The organism is Caulobacter sp. GW821-FHT11E10 (assembly GCF_058808375.1).
In genome coordinates this window covers 315145-334630 of sequence record NZ_JBXARP010000007.1, presented here as the reverse complement: position 1 = coordinate 334630, position 19486 = coordinate 315145, and the positions used below count along the sequence as shown (strand labels likewise).

Annotated in this window: 20 protein-coding genes; 4 read left to right on the top strand and 16 right to left on the bottom strand. The window is 66.0% G+C overall.

Going from position 1 to position 19486, the window contains the following annotated elements:
* The 7 genes from trbL to trbB all read right to left on the bottom strand — a co-directional run.
* The coding region (trbL, locus tag AC1RRV_RS17100) for a P-type conjugative transfer protein TrbL (RefSeq protein ID WP_492860843.1) at window positions 1-914 on the bottom strand (914 nt) is incomplete at its 3' end.
* The gene (trbK-alt, locus tag AC1RRV_RS17095; protein WP_492860842.1) at window positions 914-1177 is read right to left on the bottom strand and encodes a putative entry exclusion protein TrbK-alt; all 264 of its coding nucleotides are present in this window, start codon (window positions 1175-1177) and stop codon (window positions 914-916) included. The genes trbK-alt and trbL, both read right to left, overlap by 1 nt.
* Window positions 1174-1914, bottom strand: a complete 741-nt coding sequence (gene trbJ, locus AC1RRV_RS17090; protein WP_492860841.1) for a P-type conjugative transfer protein TrbJ — start codon at window positions 1912-1914, stop codon at window positions 1174-1176. The genes trbK-alt and trbJ overlap by 4 nt, the downstream gene beginning before the upstream one ends.
* Entirely contained in the window at window positions 1911-4328 is a 2418-nt protein-coding gene (gene trbE / locus AC1RRV_RS17085; RefSeq protein ID WP_492860840.1) for a conjugal transfer protein TrbE, read from the bottom strand. The genes trbJ and trbE overlap by 4 nt, the downstream gene beginning before the upstream one ends.
* Before the next feature lie 4 nt (window positions 4329-4332).
* Entirely contained in the window at window positions 4333-4602 is a 270-nt protein-coding gene (locus AC1RRV_RS17080; RefSeq protein ID WP_492860839.1) for a VirB3 family type IV secretion system protein, read from the bottom strand.
* A complete protein-coding gene (locus tag AC1RRV_RS17075; protein WP_492860855.1) occupies window positions 4599-4910 on the bottom strand; it encodes a TrbC/VirB2 family type IV secretion system protein in 312 nt (103 codons plus the stop codon). Before AC1RRV_RS17075 ends, AC1RRV_RS17080 begins: the two co-directional genes overlap by 4 nt.
* Window positions 4911-4960: 50 nt before the next feature.
* Window positions 4961-5878, bottom strand: coding sequence for a P-type conjugative transfer ATPase TrbB (gene trbB / locus AC1RRV_RS17070; RefSeq protein ID WP_492860854.1), 918 nt, complete (start codon window positions 5876-5878; stop codon window positions 4961-4963).
* Window positions 5879-6147: 269 nt separating this feature from the next.
* Between trbB and AC1RRV_RS17065 the strand changes: the two genes are divergently transcribed.
* The gene (locus AC1RRV_RS17065; RefSeq protein ID WP_492860838.1) at window positions 6148-6411 is read left to right on the top strand and encodes a hypothetical protein; all 264 of its coding nucleotides are present in this window, start codon (window positions 6148-6150) and stop codon (window positions 6409-6411) included.
* On the opposite strand, the gene AC1RRV_RS17060 is transcribed toward AC1RRV_RS17065, so the two are convergent.
* The 3 genes from AC1RRV_RS17060 to AC1RRV_RS17050 form a co-directional block, all read right to left on the bottom strand.
* Entirely contained in the window at window positions 6408-6779 is a 372-nt protein-coding gene (locus AC1RRV_RS17060) for a CopG family transcriptional regulator (RefSeq protein ID WP_492860837.1), read from the bottom strand. The genes AC1RRV_RS17065 and AC1RRV_RS17060 overlap by 4 nt on opposite strands.
* Before the next feature lie 49 nt (window positions 6780-6828).
* Window positions 6829-8796, bottom strand: coding sequence for a conjugal transfer protein TraG (locus AC1RRV_RS17055; protein WP_492860836.1), 1968 nt, complete (start codon window positions 8794-8796; stop codon window positions 6829-6831).
* Window positions 8797-9082: 286 nt separating this feature from the next.
* Complete coding sequence (locus AC1RRV_RS17050) at window positions 9083-9397, bottom strand: hypothetical protein (protein WP_492860835.1); 315 nt, start codon at window positions 9395-9397, stop codon at window positions 9083-9085.
* Window positions 9398-9544: 147 nt separating this feature from the next.
* Between AC1RRV_RS17050 and AC1RRV_RS17045 the strand changes: the two genes are divergently transcribed.
* The gene (locus AC1RRV_RS17045) at window positions 9545-10318 is read left to right on the top strand and encodes a helix-turn-helix domain-containing protein (RefSeq protein ID WP_492860834.1); all 774 of its coding nucleotides are present in this window, start codon (window positions 9545-9547) and stop codon (window positions 10316-10318) included.
* Between the two features lie 38 nt (window positions 10319-10356).
* Entirely contained in the window at window positions 10357-11283 is a 927-nt protein-coding gene (locus AC1RRV_RS17040; RefSeq protein ID WP_492860833.1) for a 3'-5' exonuclease, read from the top strand.
* Window positions 11284-11298: 15 nt separating this feature from the next.
* On the opposite strand, the gene AC1RRV_RS17035 is transcribed toward AC1RRV_RS17040, so the two are convergent.
* The 5 genes from AC1RRV_RS17035 to AC1RRV_RS17015 form a co-directional block, all read right to left on the bottom strand.
* Window positions 11299-11934: a DUF2026 family protein gene (locus tag AC1RRV_RS17035; protein ID WP_492860832.1), complete on the bottom strand. Its 636-nt coding sequence runs from the start codon at window positions 11932-11934 to the stop codon at window positions 11299-11301.
* Between the two features lie 107 nt (window positions 11935-12041).
* Window positions 12042-13769: a UvrD-helicase domain-containing protein gene (locus AC1RRV_RS17030; RefSeq protein ID WP_492860831.1), complete on the bottom strand. Its 1728-nt coding sequence runs from the start codon at window positions 13767-13769 to the stop codon at window positions 12042-12044.
* Window positions 13766-15499: an ATP-dependent nuclease gene (locus AC1RRV_RS17025; protein WP_492860830.1), complete on the bottom strand. Its 1734-nt coding sequence runs from the start codon at window positions 15497-15499 to the stop codon at window positions 13766-13768. The genes AC1RRV_RS17030 and AC1RRV_RS17025 overlap by 4 nt, the downstream gene beginning before the upstream one ends.
* Before the next feature lie 180 nt (window positions 15500-15679).
* Window positions 15680-16060: a response regulator transcription factor gene (locus AC1RRV_RS17020; protein ID WP_492860829.1), complete on the bottom strand. Its 381-nt coding sequence runs from the start codon at window positions 16058-16060 to the stop codon at window positions 15680-15682.
* A gap of 107 nt (window positions 16061-16167) precedes the next feature.
* Window positions 16168-16812 carry a response regulator transcription factor gene (locus AC1RRV_RS17015; RefSeq protein WP_492860828.1) on the bottom strand — a complete coding sequence of 215 codons (645 nt, stop codon included), beginning with the start codon at window positions 16810-16812 and terminating at the stop codon, window positions 16168-16170.
* A 45-nt stretch (window positions 16813-16857) separates the two neighbouring features.
* On the opposite strand from AC1RRV_RS17015, the gene AC1RRV_RS17010 reads away from it, so the two are divergent.
* The gene (locus AC1RRV_RS17010) at window positions 16858-18840 is read left to right on the top strand and encodes a PAS domain-containing protein (protein ID WP_492860827.1); all 1983 of its coding nucleotides are present in this window, start codon (window positions 16858-16860) and stop codon (window positions 18838-18840) included.
* Here the strand turns inward: AC1RRV_RS17010 and AC1RRV_RS17005 are convergent.
* Entirely contained in the window at window positions 18809-19438 is a 630-nt protein-coding gene (locus AC1RRV_RS17005; RefSeq protein WP_492860826.1) for an ATP-binding protein, read from the bottom strand. The two genes, AC1RRV_RS17010 and AC1RRV_RS17005, sit on opposite strands and share 32 nt — an antisense overlap.
* Between the last annotated feature and the right edge of the window lie 48 nt (window positions 19439-19486).

Genomic DNA, 19486 nt, shown 5'->3' with positions numbered 1-19486 from the left:
CCCATCGCCAGGCCCGCCGCGCCTCCGGCCGCCATTCCCGCCAGAGCGCCGCCGGCCAGCAGGGCGCCGCCGGCCGCGGCCCCCGCGCCCACGGCCGCCCCGGCCGACAGCTGAGGCCCGCCCGCGATCAGGCCGCTGGCGATGCCCGGCGCGAAGAGGCCAAGCCCCAGCAGGCACAGCGAGGCCAGGACAACGGCCAGGGCTTCCTCGATCGTCGGCTGGGTGGAGGCGAACCCGGCGGTGAACTGGGAAAACAGCGTCGAGCCGATGCCAACCACAACCGCCAAGACCATGACCTTCACGCCCGAAGCCACGACCGCGCCCAGCACGCGCTCGGCGAGGAACGCGGTCTTGCCGAATAGGCCCCAGGGCATCAGCACAAAGCCGCACAAGGTGGTCAGCTTGAATTCGATCAACGTCACGAAGAGCTGCACCGCCAGGACGAAGAAGCTCAGAACGACGATCAGCCAGGCCAGCAACAGGACGGCGATCTGGATGAAATTCTCGAAGAAGGCGACATAGCCCATCAGGCCCGAAATGCTCTCGAGCAGCGGGCGTCCAGCGTCGATGCCGGCCTGGGCGACCCTTCCGGGCCGGAGCAGGTCGGCGGCCGAGAAGCCCGTTCCGGAAGCCTTCAGGCCAAGGCCAGCGAAGCTCTCGAAGATGATCCGGGCCAGAGCGTTCCAGTTGCCGATCAGATAGGCGAAGGCGCCGATGAAGAGGGTCTTGCGGATCAGGCGCGCGATGACGTCCTCGCCCTCGCCCAGGCTCCAGAACAGCGCCGCCAGGGTGACGTCGATGACGATCAGGGTCGTGGCGATGAACGCCACCTCGCCGCCGAGCAGTCCGAAGCCGGAGTCGATGTAGGACGTGAAAACGCCCAGGAAGCGATCGATGACGCCGGGCCCTTCCATCAGCGCTTGGCCTCCGAGCCGCTCAGGAAGCGCGTGCGCGCATCGGCCCAGGCCTTCAGGCAGGTCGGCTCTTGCGCGCCGGCCGCGCCGAGCGCCTGGCAGCGCGCCAACTCGGCCTGCTGGGCCTGGGGATGGGTGGGCGCGGCGACTACTGGCGCCGGCGGCACGACCGGCGTCTTGCGGCCGGCCTCGAGCGCGGTGACGAGAACGGCCAGGGCGGCCAGGCCGATCGCGCCCAGGCGAAACGCCAGGCGCGTGTTCATGGCTGATTGAACATCTTGGCCGCGCCAGGCTGGTAGCCTGCGCCGGGCGTCAAAAAGCGACGAAGCTGCTCGCGTGCCTGGTCCTGCGCCGCGGCGCGCTGGGCTGCTTCCAGCGTCTGGGCCCTGCTCGAGGCGGCCAGCAGGGTGATCAGATCCGACAGTTGCTGCGATTGGAGCGCCAGGAGTTGGTTGCCGGCCTGAGCCGCCTGCAAGGCCCCGCTCGCCGACTGGCTGGCGCCCACCAGAACGCTCATCTCCGAACGGGCGTCGTCGAGATTGCCCACGACGCCGGCCTGCACCTTCAGGGCGTCCTGGAAGGCCGCCACGCTGTTGGCCCAGCGCGTGCGCGCGTCGGTCACAAGATCGAGGTCGCCGGCGCTGAGGTCCGCCGGGCGATAGGCGGCCTTGAACGCCGCCTCGATATCGCTGACCCGCAGCGCCAGGCCCTTGGCCTCGTCGACCAAGGCGCGGGTGCGTTGCAGCTGGCTCTGCAGCGTCCCCAGGGCCGAGTATGGCAGCGACGTCAGGTTTCGCGCCTGGTTGACGAGCGACTGGGCTTGGTTCTGGAGGCTGGTGATCTGGTTGTTGATCTGTTGCAGCGAACGGGTCGCGGTCAGCAGGTTCTGGGCGTAGTTGGTCGGATCAAAGACCGTGAACTGCGCGAACGCGACGGCCGGGACGGCGGCCAGAACGCCGGCCGCGAGCAGCAGCCGGCGCCGAGCAAGGCGCTGGGTCATGACAGCATCTCCTGTGGCAGGGTCGAGAGAAGGTCGGCGGCCCAATCGAGCCCCCGCTCGATCAGCCAGGCTCGGGCGAAGCCATCCTGGCCGGCTTTCGCCAAGACCCGGTCCATGGCGGCGTGATCGCTCTTGGAGGAGGCCGCGGCGAAGGCCAGGGCCACTTCGCCCAGACCAAGCTCGAACAGGCGGTCTCCCACCGGCGACTGGCAGTAGTAGTCGCGCTTGGGCGTGGCCTGGGCGAGGATCTCAATCTGCCGGTCGTTGAGGCCAAAGCCCCGATAGACCTCGGCGATCTGAGGTTCCAGCGCCCGGGCGTTAGGGAGGAACAGCCGTGTAGGACAGCTTTCGATGATCGCCGGCGCGATCGTGCTGCCTTGGATGTCGGCCAAGGATTGGGTCGCGAAGACGACGCTGGCGTTCTTCTTGCGCAGGGTCTTGAGCCATTCGCGCACCTGGCCGGCGAACAGCGGGTCATCCAGCGCCAGCCAACCCTCGTCGATGATCACCAGGGTTGGCCGCCCGTCGAGCCGGCCCTCGATGCGGTGGAAAAGATAGGCCAGGACCGCAGCGGCGCCGGGCGCGCCCACGAGGCCTTCGATCTCGTAGGCTTCAAGGTCGGCAAACCCGAGACTTTCATGGTCCGCGTCGAGCAGGCGGCCGGCCGGCCCACCCAGGCAGTAGGGCGCCAGCGCCAACTTCAAAGGCGCATTCTGCAGGAGCGCGGCCAGCCCACTCAGGCTTCGCTGGTCGACGGGCGTGCTCGCCAGGGCCCCTAGGGCCGACCAAAGGTGCTGGCGACCCTCCGGATCGGGCGCCATCCCCTCCTTGGCCAATAGCGCCGTCAGCCAGTCGAGCGCCCAAGCCCGTTCGGCGGGATCGTCGACCTTCGCCAAAGGCTGCAGCGCCGGGGCGCCGTCGGTCCCCAGGTCGTGGAAGCGTCCGCCCATGCCCAGAACCGAGGCGCGGATGGAGCCGCCAAAATCGAACGTGAAGATTTGAGCGCCGGGGTAACGACGGAACGACAGGGCGAGGATGGCCAGCAGCACGGACTTGCCCGCGCCAGTCGGTCCCAAGACCAGGGCGTGACCAACGTCGCCGACGTGCAACGAAAAACGGAACGGGGTCGACCCGTCGGTGCGGGCCTGAAAAAGGGGCGGGCCGCCGAGATGAGCATCGAGGTTTGGCCCGGCCCACACCGCCGACAGCGGCATCATGTGCGCGAGGTTGACCGTCGAGATCGGCGGCTGACGGACATTGGCATAGACTTGGCCCGGCAGGCTCCCGAGCCAAGCCTCCACCGCATTGAGGGTCTCGGGGATGACGGTGAAATCCCGACCCTGGATCACCTTCTCGACCAGGCGGAGCTTATCGTTGGCGACCTTGGGATCGGCGTCCCAGACCGCGACGGTGGCCGTAACGAAGGCCTGAGCCACATCGTCCGCGCCGAGGTCCTGCAGGGCAGCGTCGGCGTCGGCGGCCTTGTTGGCCGCGTCGGTGTCGACCAGCGCCGAAGCCTCGTTGGTCATCACCTCCTTGAGAATGGCGGCGATTGACTTGCGCTTGGAAAACCACTGCCGCCGGATCCGCGAAAGCAGTTTGACCGCGTCGGTCTTGTCGAGCATCAGCGCGCGCGTCGACCACCGATAGGGAATGGCCAGACGATTGAGCTCATCCAGGATCCCCGGAAAGGTCACGCTCGGAAAGCCGATCACGCTCAGCACCCGCAGGTGTCTCTCGCCCAGGCGCGGCTCAAGGCCGCCGATCAGAGGCTCGGTCGCCAGAAGCACGTCCAGGTGCATCGGTGTCTCAGGGACCCGAACGGCCTGCCGTTGGGTGGTGACCGCACCATGCAGGAACGTCAGGGTCTCGGCGTCGTCGAGCCAGGTCGCCAGCGGCATGAAGCCTTCGATCAGCTGCAAGACCCGGTCCGTGCGAGCGATGAAGCCTTGAGCGTCCTCCCAGGCGTCCGGCCCCCGCGAGGCGCGCCCTTCGATCATCAGCGCGCCGAGACGGGAGACATCCTCGGCCGGCGGCCGCCAGACGAAGGTCAGATAGTAGCGGGACTCGAAGTGAGACCCGTGCTCGGCGAATTGCTCACGCCGTTCCAGGTCGACCAGGGCCGACGCGCGGTCGGGAAAACTGCTCCTGGCATAGCCGGGGGCCGGATCACGTCTGGCCTCGATGAATAGCGCCCAGCCCGAGCCGAGCCGGCGGAGCGCGTTGTTCAGGCGCGCGGTGGTCGCCGTCAGCTCGGCCGGAGTGGCGCTGTCGAGGTCGGGGCCGCGAAACCGTGCGGTTCGCTGAAGGCTGCCATCCTTGTTGAGCACCACGCCTTCAGCGACCAAGGCCGCCCAAGGTAGGAAGTCGGCCAAGGCCGGCGTCCGGTCGCCATAGACCTTCAGCGCCATCATCGGCCTACACCCGCAGATAGGGCGGGTAGCGCAGGTGGCGTCGTCCCACCTCGACGAACTGCACATCGTAGCGCGCGGCCCAGACGGCGAGCGCGTGCCCGACCAGCCAGACGATCAGACCGACGATCCACAGCCGCAGGCCAAGACCGATCGCCGCGGCCAACGTGCCGTTGGCGATCGCCACGGTTCGCGGCGCGCCGCCCAGCAGGATCGGCTCCAGCAACGCGCGATGCACCGTGGCATAGTAGCCGGCGGGGACCTCGGCGGACGTCATGCGATCATCGCTCCGCCGCCGAACGAGAAGAACGACAGGAAGAAGCTCGACGCCGCGAAGGCGATCGACAGACCGAACACGATCTGGATCAGCCGCCGAAAGCCGCCTGAGGTTTCGCCGAACGCCAGCGACAGACCCGTCACGATGATCACGATCACCGCCACGATCTTGGCGACCGGCCCCTCGATCGATTCCAGGATCGACTGCAGCGGCGCCTCCCAGGGCATGGAGGAGCCGGCCGCGCGCGCTGGCAGCGCGTAAAGCACACTGCCAGCTGTGAGGGCCGCGCAGCCGAGCCGGTCGAGCATCGTGCCGGCCAGCAGCCGGCGTTTGCGGCGTGCGGCCGCATGAGGCGAGGTCATTGCAGGTCTCCTGGGGGTGAGAGCACGTAGTCGCCGTCGGCGAGCGCCTCGACGGCGGCCAGATCGATCAGGCGGCGCGGTCCGTCCCGTCCCGACAGGACCGCGACGATATCGACCGTCTCGGCGATCAGGGCGCGGGGGACGACGGTGGCCGCTTCCTGGATCAGCTGTTCGAGCCGGCGTAGTGCGCCGAGCGCCGAGCCGGCGTGAATGGTGGCCACCCCGCCTGGATGACCTGTCCCCCAGGCCTTGATCAGGTCGAGCGCCTCGGGACCGCGCACTTCGCCGATGATGATCCGGTCTGGGCGCAGGCGTAGGGTGGAGCGCAGCAGCTCGGTCAGGGAGGCCACGCCCTCCTTGCTGCGCAGCGCCACGGTGTTGGCCGCGAGGCAGCGCAGTTCGATGGTGTCCTCGATCAACACGATCCGTTCGCGGCGGTCGGCCAGTTCGGCGAGCAGCGCGTTGGCCAGGGTGGTCTTGCCGCTGGAGGTGGCGCCGGCGATCAGGACGTTTCGCCGGCCAGCGATCGCGGCCTGGAGCACGGCGGCCTGCCGACTGCTCATCACCCCGGCGGCGACATAGTCGGCCAGGCGCATGGCCCGGACAGCCGGCTTACGGATGGCGAACGTCGGGGCGACGACGACGGGCGGCAGCAGGCCTTCGAAGCGTTCGCCGCCTTCCGGCAACTCGGCCGAGATTCTCGGTGAGCGCGCGTGAACCTCGGCGCCAACGTGATGAGCGACCAAACGAACGATCCGTTCGGCTTCGGCGGCGCTGAGCACCGCCTCGGTCGCGATGAGCCCCTCGCCAAGTCGGTCGACCCAGAGCCGACCGTCGGGATTGAGCATCACCTCGATAATGTCGGGCTCGCCGAGCCAGGCGGCTATAGCCGGCCCGAGCGCCGTGCGCAGCATGCGCTGGCTGCGCTGCGCGGGTTCGCTGTTGAGGAGTTGGAGCGACACTGGGGAGCCTCGGCATGGGGCGGAGGCTTTCTAGAGAAGGCTGACCTTCCGGCGACGCAACAAGCCCCTTGGGTTCGGCGTGGGCTGGCGGGCAAAGACAGGCGATGGCGTAGGCGGGCCGGGTTTGCGAGGAGGCAGAACTACGGAGAGCCTGAAAAACGCCTATGGCTCAGCTTGCGAGGCAGGGCGTTGGCCGTGATGGTAACGGCGTGGTTGAGCGAATGGATTTCACCGACAAGATAAGGGCGCTGGTCATCACCGAGCTGGCCCTGGCCAATCGCGATCCGGAGCGGATCGAGCTGGTTATCGCCCGACTGACCGAACTGCTCGGCGCGGCGCTTGTTGTGGCCCATAGGGATGATCGAAGGGCGCTCGATCAAAGATGCTCCGCGCTCGAAGGCCAGATCCATCGCGAAGCCGTTCTCAAACTTGAGATGCTCAAGGCGCTCGGCGCCGACCGATGGGACGACGAGCCTCCGGCCTAGGGATCCATCAGATCATCAACCTGGGTTCCAGCGATGTCCTGCGACAGGGTCCTGCCCTTGGCGATCCGCCGTCCGAGCGCGGCCAGGAAGTTGTCATAGCGCTCACGCCCCTTGGCCTGCTGCGCCGCCAGCGCCGCCTCGGGGAGCGCCAAGGTGTTAGCCAGCCAGAACCTGACGAAGAGCCCGATGGCTTCGTTGGCGATGAGACCTTGCTGTTCGAGACGGTCGGCCTGCCGCGACAGGCGATCTAGCCGCCGGCTGAGCGCGGCCTCGAGTTGCTCGGCGCCATCGGGCGACAGGAACGATTCAAGCGCGGCCTCGACGACCAGCGCTTGGGAAATGCGCTTGCGGAGCGCGTAGTCCGCCAAGCGGCGCGCCAAGCTGGGGGGAAGGCGGAACGTGTGCTTGCTGCGCACCCTAGAGCTCCACACCATCGTCGGGATCGAGCGCGGCCAAGCGGGCGGTCCCGGACATGCGTTTGTCGACGCGAACACTCGCGGCGTCGAGATCCGCATTGGGACCGACATCCTCGAACGCGAACTCGTCGGTGAAGGTGGGGAGCTCATTCAGGGTCGGCGCCAGTTCGAGCGTGCGGGGCGCAGGTCCCTCGCCAGCGCCTTCAACCGGGGTTGACGGTCCGGCTTCGGCCAAGCCGTCTACCGGGATCGCAAGCCTTGCCCAATCGTCACGCCGCGATTCCGCCGCGCGCCAGGGCGATGGCGGCTGGAGGATTCGTCCAGCCAGGCGCGGATCCTCGAAGTAGCGGGCCTTGTGGGCGCGAATTGGCGGCGAGCCCGCGAGCATAACCACCTCCTCGTCGGCTGGCAGCTGCATGATCTCGCCAGGCGTCAGCAGCGGCCGCGGTGACTCCGCCTTCGAGACCATCAGGTGACCAAGCCAAGGAGAAAGTCTGTGGCCAGCATAGTTGCGCATGGCTCGCTCCTCCGTGGCCGTACCCAAGGCGTCGGAGATGCGCTTGGCGGTGCGCTCGTCATTGGTGGCGAAGCACACGCGCACATGACAGTTGTCGAGAATGGCGTTGTTGGGCCCGTAGGCTCGTTCGACCTGGTTGAGGGACTGGGTGATCAAGAACGCCTTCACGCCGTAGCCGGCCATGAACGCTAGGGTGCTCTCCAAGAAATCGAGGCGGCCGAGGACGGGAAGTTCGTCCAGCATGAGCAGGAGGCGCTGCCGGGTTGAGACGCCCTGCAGGCTTTCGGTCAGTCGACGGACGATCTGGTTGAGGATCAGTCGGATCAGAGGCTTGGTGCGGCTGACATCCGAGGGCGGTACGACCAGGTACAGGGAACAGGGACCGCCATCGACCAAATCGGCGATGCGCCAGTCGCACCGCGCTGTGACCTGGGCGACGACCGGATCGCGGTAGAGGCCTAGGAAGGTCATCGCGGTGGAGAGCACGCCCGAGCGTTCGTTGTCGCTCTTATTCAAAAGCTCGCGGGCGGCGCTGGCGACGACGGGGTGCGGCCCGGCCTCGCCAAGATGCGGGGTGCGCATCATCACCGCCAAGGTCTGCTCGATGGTGCGCCTGGGATCGGAGAGGAAGGTGGCCACGCCGGCCAAAGTCTTGTCCGCTTCGGCGTAAAGCACGTGCAGAATGGCGCCGACCAGGAGAGCGTGGCTGGTTTTCTCCCAATGGCTGCGCTTGTCGAGCGAGCCTTCCGGATCAACCAGAATGTCGGCCACGTTCTGCACGTCGCGCACTTCGTTCTCGCCGCGGCGCACTTCCAGCAGCGGATTATAGGCCGACGACCGCGCATCGGTCGGATCGAACAGAAGGACACGGCCCAGTCTCGCGCGAAACCCCGCCGTCAGCGTCCAGTTCTCGCCCTTGATGTCGTGAACGATGGCCGATCCCGGCCAGGTCAGCAGACTGGGCACCACCAAGCCGACGCCTTTGCCTGACCGGGTCGGGGCGAAACAAAGAACGTGTTCTGGGCCTCCATGACGAAGGTAGCCGTCTTTATGTCGGCCAAGCATCACGCCTTGGTCGACAAGCAGCCCCGCTTTTCGGATTTCGGCGGTTGTGGCCCAGCGCGCGGTCCCGAAGGTGCCGGCCCGGCCCTGTTCTCTCGCACGCCAAACGGACAACGCGATGGCGACGACCGCCGACAGCAGCCCGCCACTCGCCGCCACGAGAGCGCCCCGCAGGAAGACGGAGGGCGCATAGGCGTCGAAGGCGAACCACCACCAGAAGAACGCCGGCGGCGAATAGACGCCGTAGTCGCCCAGTCTGAACCAGGGCGGACCAAGCTGTGGCTGATGGCCGAGTGCATCGGCGGTCAGTTGGGTCGCCGCCCAGGTCGTCGCCAGGACGATCGCGCCCACGACAACGATCGGAACCCAGAGAATTCTGGCAGGCGACATGGCCGTCTCCACACAAGCGGAGACAGACCAATTGCGTCAGGCGGCAGGGACGCCAGGGCCAAAAAGCGCCCATCGCGCCCTGGCGTGCAAAGACAGGCGATGGCGAAAGCCCGTCCTTTGACCGCGCGCCGGTGTAGCGCTAACCGATGGAGACCTTGGTCGGGGAGCCTAGCGGCATGTCCAAGCGCTCGCGCCAAAACCCTGGGAGTCCTCGCACGACTTTTCCAACTCCCCGACTAGGATGGGCAATCTTTGAATTTGAGACGGCCGGAGGCATGATCGGTTCTCAGATCGCGCCCGAGGCGTCGCGGGCTTCCGGCGGCTTCCATGCGTTCTTAAGTCGGTAGGCGTCTTCGTAGGCGAAGCTCTCAACCCTCTGTAGGCCCCACTGGGCGTAGCGCCGCTGCGAGCATGCCCGGCCCACCCATTCACGCAAGTTGGCCGCTTTCTCACTCACGTACCCGTCGTGACCTGCAAGCTTCTCCAATTCGCGGGTCAGCCTATCGATCTGACCAACCAAATCCGGCCGGGGCCGACCGCCAAAGCCGGGCTCGGTCAATTTGAGAAGTTGCTCGACGATTTCATCGTATCGGTCAGCCACGTTTGATCTCCAAAGGAAACGGCACTCGAACACTAAACTTGAGTCGTCGCGGGCACAGGCCGGGTCGGATAGCCCAGGCACAGCGGTGCTGATTGGCCACGCAATTCAGATAGACACCACGCATTGCGTGGGTGTAGGCTTGATTGCGTGGAGAAGGTCATGGCAAGCTTGGAAGCCCCGTCGTCGCAGGATATCCGACTTTTTCGCGCCCAGCTCGACATGAGCCGTGCCGAGCTTGCGAGCCGTTTGGGGGCTGGCGTGCGCACCATCGAGGACTGGGAGGCCGGGCGGCGCACCGCGCCGGTCATGCTCCGCTTGGCGCTCGCGGCGTTGGCCCGGGAGGTTCCGCCCTGGAACCCCGCGCCCGCCTTGACCCCTGAAGCCAGTGTCGAAGAGGCCGAGCTGGCCGTCACGGCGATCCTGGCCCGGCTCGGCGACGAGAGGGCCTCGCGGTTTGTTGATCGCTACAAGGACTGCGTCAGGGCCGAAGCGACACCGGCCGAGCGAGTACTTTGCGGTCACCTGATCGGCTTTGAAGACGGCTACAACGTCGCCGACCTCTGCGAGACCTGGAACAGTTGGCCACAAAGGGGGTGGCGGACGAGCTACGTATTCTGGCCGACGATGCATGGCGTCACTCCGACCGTAGGCGTCGAGTGTCGACATGACGATAAGGTCAGGGAGTTGGCGATCTTCGTGGATCAGCATCGACCCGGTGAGAGACTCCCGGAGAAGCTCCGCATCGAGACGGCGCTGGTGACGCGAGGGGTGCGCGTCCTCTCGTTTAGCGCCGCCGACGTGCTGACCGATGGCGAGCGGTGCAAAGACACCATCGAAGTGGTTGTGTCCGAGATGGTCGACGAAGTCCTCTACGAGGACGGTCAAATCGCAAGTCCCTGGAAACGTCCGGAGCATCGATAGAGATCAGGACGCTCTGGCCTGACACATCGCCGATTCCCATGCCTGACGACGACCAGCCCCACCAAGTCTCGATCGAACCGGACCTCGCCGCCCTGGAGGCCATGGCCGCCCAGCTAGAGGCCAGCGGGCGCTACCGTCTGCTGCGCCGGTTCGAGTTCTGCAGCCTGCACACCGCCTTTGATCCCCAGACCCTCAAGCGCGGCATTTATCTCGACACCGAGACCACCGGCACAGACGGCCGGCGCGACGAGGTCATCGAACTGGCGATGATCCCGTTCGACTACGACCCGACCGGACGCCTCTGCGCGGTCGGCCAGCCGTTCGTGGCCCTCAACCAGCCGTCCAAGCCGATCCCGGCCGAGATCAGCAAGATCACGGGCATCACCGACGCAATGGTTGAGGGCCAGGCCATAGACCCGGTCACGGTCGCCGCCTTCATCGCCGAGGCGGTGTTAATCGTCGCCCACAACGCCGCCTTCGACCGCCCGTTCGCCGAGCGCCTGACCGACGCGTTCAAGTTCAAGGGCTGGGCCTGCTCAATGAGTCAGATCGATTGGAAGGGCCACGGGTTCGAGGGAACCAAGCTCTCTTACCTCGCTGGCCAATGCGGCTTCTTCTTCGATAGCCACCGAGCCGAGAACGATTGCTTGGCGGGTCTGGAAATCCTCGGCCGCCCTCTGCCCACCGGCCGCACGGCGCTCTCTCACCTGCTTGAGGCCGCCCGCACACCCAGCTGGCGCATCGTCGCAGAGCGCTCGCCGTTCGAGATGAAGGACAGGCTCAAGACCCGCGGCTACCGCTGGAACGGCGACGAGGCCGCCGGCCCGAAGGCTTGGTACACCGATGTCACCGAGGCCGACCGCGAGGCCGAACTCCTCTATCTCGCCCAAGAAATCTACGGCTACGAGCCCAACCTCAGCCCCAGGCGCATCACCGCCTTCGAACGGTTCTCCGAACGGGCCTGAGCGCCACCTGCAAGGTTACCAAATCCCAGTCGCGACCGTGGTGGGCAAGGTCAACCGCAGCGGGGCTCCATGGCTGTCGCCCATCATGATCGACGCCTTCTGCTTGCCGGTTCGCTTTCCAAACCAATGATCCGCGACCCTTAGAAGGTCGCCATTGGCTTCGCGATCAAAGAACCGGTCGATCAGCTCCTCGGTCAGCTCGGGATTCGGCATACCGTAGAAGTCGCCCGGCGTGTCCAGTGCATCCAGCGCCAGTGCCTCTTCAGCAAGCGGCCGCTGCAGCATCTTTCGCGGCGTTCCGAAGGTCGCCCCATGCTCGGCGAAGGCTTCCGGGAAGATCGGTGCCATGAAGTCCACTAGGTGGGTTTCCGTCTGAACCCACATGTGAAAACCCCCACCATCCGAGCTCAGCCGTCCCTCGTTCTGGCGCCCGAAGAAGGCGACGTCGGGCCGGTCTCCCCCGTTGACACACAGTCCAAATGCGCCGGCCACGACCTGCGCCCTGATCTTGTAATGCTTGTTGAGAACGAGCGCGCCGAAGGCGGCGAAGAAGATGCAGGCCCGTTCGGCAGACCCGATATCGCGGATAACCCCATGTGCGACCTGGTAGACGCGGTTGTACTCACTCAGCGGCAGCAGGGGTCTGGCCATGGCGGGCTCGGGACGGCGTCGAAGGGGCGACCCAGGCTTACCTGCGCTGCGGACCAAAGACCATGGCCGCATTCGACCGGGTCGCAAAAGCACCCAGGACGACCGCGCTATAGCGCGTGCTTCTCATCAACGAACAGGGGCCTTAGCCCCACCGCCGCCAGGCCAGCCTGATGCTCGGGCCAGATCGCCTGGGGCACCGCCACCCAGAGCAAGTCCCGGGGACGGGTGACGGCGACATAGCCGATCCGTCCGAGCTCGGTCCGGACCCCCGCAAGCAAGTGCTCCAGGTGCGGCTTGGTGACGATGTAGAGCACCGCGTCCAGGCTCTCGCCCTTGGCGCCATGGACCGTATCGATCCGCAGCTTCCTGACCAGGGCTGGATCGAGGGCGCAGACCGGGGCGGCCGGCAACGCCTTGACCGCCAATCGGCGATTGAGATTGTCGGCCGGTTTCAATCCGGACTGGGCTTCGATGGCCACGAGCAACGCCGCGGTCGTTACTCGCAGACGCTGGATCCAATCGGTGTCGGCCTGCAAGGTCGCCGACGGCAGACCCTCGCCCGACGAACGGGCAAACTTCCAGACGAGGCGGCGGACCGCAAGCAGTTCGCCATGCCGTCGCGGGTCGGCCAAGTGAGCCGCAAAGCCGCGCGGCGGATCGTCGAGTAAGGACTGTTCCAGGGCCTCTGCGACTAGAGCAAAGGCGCGATGGACATCGCCGCCGCCGTCCCGTGCCGCCGAGGCGGCCGCCAGCAGTCGCACCGCGCCGGCGCCGACCTCATCACCTTCGCCGGTCAGGGTGTCGACGAGCTTGGCGGCTCGGCACAGAACCGCGCTCTTGGCGGGATCCAGGCCGCAGGCGGCGATGGCGTGACGGAACCGGTCGATCACCACGTCGTAGCGTTCAGGGTCGCAAGGCACGGCAAAGGCGCCGAACGGTGGCGCGTGCGACGCCCGGTCGGTTTCGCCCTGCACTCCGCACAGGGCGTAGGCCACTGCGGTAATCTCCGGAATCGAGCGGTAGTTCTTGGAGAGCGGGCGCGGCGCAGGACTGTGAGCCTGCAGATAGGCGCCGTCAGCGCCGGCATATTCGTAAATGGCTTGGTTGGGGTCGCCGATCAGGGTCACGGTTGCGCCGTGCCGGGCAATAGCCGAGAGGATCGCCTGTTGGACGGAGCCGACGTCCTGGGCTTCGTCGATCAGGATCTGCGGATACCGGTTGGCGAAAGCCTTGAGCAGCCGCGGTTCGGCCCGAAAAGCGCGGCAGCACCAATAGCGGCCTAAGTCGTGGGTGTAGGCGCCGGTCTTACCCAGCCGCTCGACCAGATCCTTGGCCGCGTCGACGTCCAGGTCGATCTGCTTGTTGAACACCTCCAGATAGAAGACGAACCGCCCGCGCACTACTTTGACCCGGATGTTCTCGACGCTGACCGGTGGCCAGCCCTTGGCGGGCGGAGGCAGGGTAAAGCCCTTGAGGAAGGGCTCAGAGCCGTTGACCAGGAAGGCGGCCCGCTGCGCGCCCATCGCTCGATAGGCGTGCGGCCGCAGGACGTTGGCTGTGATGAAGGCGTCGATGGTGTCGATCTCGACGGGGCCCAACGCCGAGACCGCCTTGGCTTGGCACAACGCCGAATAGTCTCGGCGAAAGGTCTCGACGGCGACGTTGGAGAACGACAGTAGGGCTACGCGGCCATTGGGCCGGCCCAGCCGCTCACGCACGGCCAACAGCCGATGCACGGCGGTTCGGGTCTTGCCGCTGCCCGCGCAGGCCAGCACAGCCAGCGGATCAAGGTCTGCAGCGACGACCTCCTTCTGCTGATCAGAGAGGTCGATCATCGGGCCTGCATCTGACAGGCGTGGGCGATGGCGTCTTTGATGTAGCCCGGCACTACGCAGGCCGCGTCCTTGGCCAGGAAGGCCTGGGCGAGGGCCTGGCCGTAGCGGCCCTTCTGCACATTGTTCTGCGGCCGCTCGAACATGCCGCAGAACACCGCCCGCGCGCGGGCTTGACCCTCGGGCAGGTCAACGATTGCTTTGGCCAGGTCCGCGCCGATGCCCGGGTGGATGTCTGTTAGCGCCGCCATCATGGTGGCGACATTATCCGGTTCGAGGGCCAGGTCGTATTCCAGGGTCTTGAGGCCATGACAGACCTTCACCAGCGCGTCCTGGCGCTTGCACATACTTGCGGTGTTAGCCGACACGACAACCGCGTCGCCGGCGGCCGGATAGAGGGCTCTGCCCTCGGCGTCGATAGGGTCGGCGTCGGTGATAGCGGCGACAGGCACTCGCAGGGCCTTCTCGCCGAACAACGGCAGGAAGCAATCGAAGTTGAGGCCCTCAACGCTGATGACGCTGACCCCGTGGTCGCGCAACTTGAAGCCCGCCTTCTCGGCTAGAACGTTGACCAGCATCAGCTCCGCGGCCCCCTCAACGAAGATGATCCGCCGCGCGAAAAAGATCTCCGCTCGGGTCACGTCGAGATAGCGCTCAAGCTTCTCCCGCTTGCCCTTCTCGAACGCGACTGTGCGCGGCAGGAAGGCCTCGACATGGTCGCCCTGGTCGACCAGGCAGATCAGCGTCTTGAGTTCGGCGATGCTGGCGAAATTGGGCGAATGACTGGTGACGAAGATCTGCACGGGCTTTTCGCCCTCGACTGCGGCCTGGATGCCGGTCAGGTAGCGCAGAAGGACGGCCTGCAGCTGCGGATGCAGGTGGGCCTCCGGCTCTTCGATTACTAGGCCCCGGAAGGCGGCGCGGGTGTTCTTGGCCATCTCGCTGAGGACCACGGCCATAAAGATCAGGTTATTGAAGCCCAGGCCGTTCTGCTCGATGTCCAAGGCGTCGACGCTGATCGACAGGCGGGCGGCTAGACGCTGGAAATCGCTAACGCTGAGCCCTACGTCGAGCACCTGGGCCAACTGGTCGCCCAGCATGGTGGCGTGGCGGCCGGCGATCGCTTCCTGAGTCTTGATGATGGGCGGATGCTTCTTCAGCGTTTTGTCCAGCTCAACTAGGGCGGCGTTGATGCCTTCGCGGCCTTCGTCGTCAGCCAGGATTTGGATCAAGCGCGCCAGTTGGCTGCCGCGACTGGGTTTGAGCCCGTGAGACGCATCGCGCAAGGCTGGGAGATAGACCCCGCGCAGGTGGTCGGCCATGTCCGTGGTCAGGCTGTTTTCTTTGTGTTCGCCGCACCAGCGTCTTGCCTGCAGACGGCCGGTCTTGTCGGGCGAGCCGTAGCTAACGGAAAAATGAGCCCGCATTTGATCCCCGCCGGCGGGGCGGACCGCAGGCATGAACTCGGACTCGTCGTCCAGATCCAGGCCCGCGAACACATACTCGAACAGAATGTCGCCCTCGGCCTTTCCGCCTTTGGGCCGGTGGATGTCCTCGGTGGTCATGCGTGGATAGGGCTCGTCGAGGCCGCCTAGGAGCGCGCGCAGCGCGTCGACGACGGCGGTCTTGCCGGCATTGTTGGGTCCGACAAGGATGTTGAGGCCAGGCTGGAACTCCAGCGTGACGTCCTTCAGCTTCCGGAAGTTGCGGACCCGAAGTTCAGCCAGATGCACGCCGTTCTCCCCCCGCGCCCCAGGCTTCACATCGCGCGCCAGAGCGTCGATTCGCAGTATAAAGGACAGCGCCGCTGGAAAGGCGAGCCTAGGACGGTCGAACTCGCGCAGGTAGCGGACGGGTCTGCAACTCCGAGGGCACGAAGCACCTGAACCTTGCCAGTCTCATGCGCCCCTACGTTAAGGCTCAGGTTGGCGCGTCAGAGCGTCCTCAAGGCAGGTGATGAGGGCTTCGCCCGTGAAGGGCTTCTTCAGGAAGCAGGCCGCGCCGAGCTCGAGGCCGCGCTGTCGAGCGCGCTCGTCGACGAAGGCCGTAATCAGGATGACGGGCGTGGCGACGCCGCGCTCGGTGAGGGCGATCTTCAGGTCGAAGCCGCTGAGACCTGGCATTTGGACGTCGCTGATGACGCAAGCGCTGTCTCCGGCATGGTCGGAGGCGAGGAAGGCCGCCGCGGAGTCGAAGGTCGCAACCCTGTGGCCGAGCGAACGGATCAGCGCCTCGAGCGAGGTGCGGACCGCCTCATCGTCGTCGACCACCGAAATCAGGGGAGCTTGCGACACCACTACATCCTCTACGGACGTCGGGCCGCTCCAGGCGCAGGCGACGTCGACGCGGGCATAAGTGCCGCAAACCTGCTGGCCGTGAAATTATACTCGGGTCTATGGCGTTATGACGCAGCCGTCGCCTTCAACCCCAGAAGCTCGGCCAGACGCGCGAACTCAAGCATCGATTTGGCGCCCATCTTCCGCATCGCCGTGCTCCGATGGATTTTCACGGTGATCTCCGAAAGCCCGATCTCGAAGGCGATCTGCTTGTTCATGAGGCCGCCGGCGACCAGGCCCATGACTTGGCGCTCGCGGGCGGTCAGCGTCTCGTAGCGCTGGCGCGCTTCCTCGATCCCGGTGCGCTGCTGGCGCTGGGTCTCGTCCTTGGCGATGGCGGCCATCACCGCATCGAGCATGTCCTGGTCGCGGAACGGCTTGGCCAGAAAGTCGATGGCGCCGGCCTTCATGCCGCGAACGGTCATGGGGATGTCGCCGTGGCCGGTCATCAGCACCACGGGCATGCGGATGTCGGCCGTATTGAGCTGAGCCTGGAAGTCGAGGCCGCTCACGCCCGGCAACCGGATATCCAAGACGAGGCACCCTTTGTCATGCGCATGTCCGGACTTGAAGAAGTCCTGCGCGGTGGCGAACACGCGGGTTGCTAGGCCAACGGAGCGAAACAAGCTGTCGAGCGCGTCGCGGACAGCTGCGTCGTCATCAACGATGTGGACAGTGGGCTCTGACATTTGGCCTGATAGCTGGACCAACCGCCGAGCGCCGTCAATAAAGGCCCGCAACCTTTGGTGAGGATGATGTTGAAGGCCTTCGACGCCGCCGAACAGACGGGCGTTTCGCAGGAGGACATGCGTGCGATCACCAATGCGGTGCCGGCGCTGATCTCGTTTTTCGACGCCGACCACGTCTGTCGTTTCGCCAACGATTTTCACCGTGAATGGTATGGGCGCCCGCCGGAGGATCTGGTCGGCAAGGCGATGCTCGATTTCATCGGCCCAGAGCTGTACGCCGCCCGCCGACCCTTCCTTGATCGCGTCGCGGCCGGCGATCAGGTCGCCTTCGACGCCCAGGTACCCCACCGCGACGGCGGCATGCGCGACGCGGCCATCCGCTACATGCCCAAGATGGGCCCTTCGGGCTTCGAGGGATTCTACATTTTGGTATTTGATGTCGCTCGGCGAAAGCAGGAGCTGGCGGGCATGCTCGACCTCGCCCACGACGCCATCTTCGTGCGCGACCTGCAGGACAACATCACCTTCTGGAACCAGGGGTCTCAGGAGCTGTACGGCCACAGCCGGGAGATTGCTCGGCTCTCCAACGCCCATGATCTCCTTCAAACCCGCTTTCCCGCACCCCTCGACGAAATCAACAGCCAGCTCCTGGCCACCGACCAGTGGCAGGGCGAACTGACGCGGCGCCTGGCCGACGGCCGCGAAGTGGTGATCTCCACGCGCTGGTCGCTGCGTCGCGACGAGACCGGGACACCGGTCGAGATCCTCGAAACCGGCCGCGACATCACCGAAGGCCGCCGGGCCGAGGCGGCCCTGCGCCGTAGCGAATATCGCTTCCGCAACGTGTTCCACGCCATGAGCGTATCGTTCTGGGAGCTCGACTTCTCTGCTCTGGGCGGGATCCTCGGCCGGCTCAGGAGCGATGGCGTGACGGATCTGCGCGCCTACATCGCCGACCACCCGGGCTTCGTGCGCAAGATGATGGAATGTAGCCAGGTCGTGGACGTCAACGACAAGTCGCTGCAGCTGTTCAACGCCACTCGCGACCAGCTGGTCGGTCCCGTCGCCCGCTTTTGGCCGCCGTCGAGCGAACATATCTTCGCCGCCAGCGTCATGGCCTCCCTGGAACGCAAGTCCCACTTCGAGGCCGAGACCAAGTTCCGCACGCACGACGGCCGCGACTTCGACGGCCTCTTCACCTGCTGTTTCCCGCGCGAGCATTTGCAGCGGGGCACGACGCTGGTGGGCATCATCGACATCTCCGACCGAATTCGCGCCCAGGAAGATCTTCAGCGCGTGCAGTCCGAACTCGCTCATGCCGCTCGAATCTCGACCCTGGGCGAACTGACCGCCTCGATCGCCCATGAGGTCAATCAGCCACTCACCGCCATTGTCACCAACGGCGAGGCGGGCATGCGTTGGCTGCGGCGCGAAACCCCGGACCTGGAAGAGGTGCGCAAGGCGATCGACCGCATGATCGGAGAGGCCACGCGGGCGTCGGGCATCATCGGGCGGATCCGAACCATGGCCGTCAAAGGAGAACCCGAGAAGGCCAGGGTCGCGATCAACGGTCTCGTTGAGGACGCCACCCTCCTCGTTCGCCGCGAACTGGCGGCTCACGATGTGGCCTTGCAACTGCAGTTCGCGGCCGACCTGCCGGAGTTGGATGCCGACCGCGTCCAGCTTCAGCAGGTTCTGGTCAATCTGATGATCAATGGCGTCCAGGCGATGGGCGAGGCTGGCGGCCCCGAGAGAAACCTCACCATCCGTACCACGCTGGACGGCGACCGTGTCACGGTGTCGGTCAGCGACACCGGCCCTGGCGTTGCGCCCGAGCGCCGGGACCAGCTCTTCAACGCCTTCTACACCACCAAGTCCAACGGCATGGGCATGGGCCTGTCGATCTGCAAAACGATCATCGAGGCCCATGGCGGCGAGATCACGCTCGACGGAGAGGCCGCCCGGGGAGCGACCTTCCGACTGCGCTTGCCGGTCGCTCAGGCCGCGTCCGCTTCTGTCACCTTAGCGTTCGGGGAAACGTCAGGGTGATCAGGGCGCCGACGGGCGTGAACCGTCGCCTTATCGAGCCTCCGAGCTCATCGGCGAGCGCGTCGACGATCCGCCAGCCGCGGCCTGGCCGGGGCTCGCCCAAGCAGCCGCCGTTGTCGGCGACCCGACAGCGAACCTCCTCATTCTCGGTGAGATCGACACTCACGCGAATGGATCCCTGGCAGGCCAAATCGCCGTGCCGCACCGCGTTGGTGATCAGCTCGGAGACCACAAGGCCCACCTGCCAGCAGCGTTGCGCCTCGATCGCCACGGGCGCGTCGACGAACGTGAGACGGATCTCACGCTCCTCCAGCATGGTCCGAACCAGACTCGCGCAGAGATCCTGGAGATAGATCGACAAGTCTATGATGTCGGGGGTGACCGGTGGCTGCAGCGCGCGGTGGCTTTCGGCGTGGCGACGCAGGCGGGCCGCCGCGGCCGTCAGAGCTTCCCGCACTTCGACATTGGCGTTTCGCGCCGCCTCCCGCGCCAGGCTGGCCACGGCGAGGGCGTAATCATTGGCCACGCGATGGGCCAGTTCGTCCACAAACAGCCAGGCGGCGGCCGGTTCGTTTCTGGTCTGAGTGCTGGGGAACATGCGTGTCCGGCTCCACGTCAACCGCCCCTGTCGGACCGGCTGGGAGAC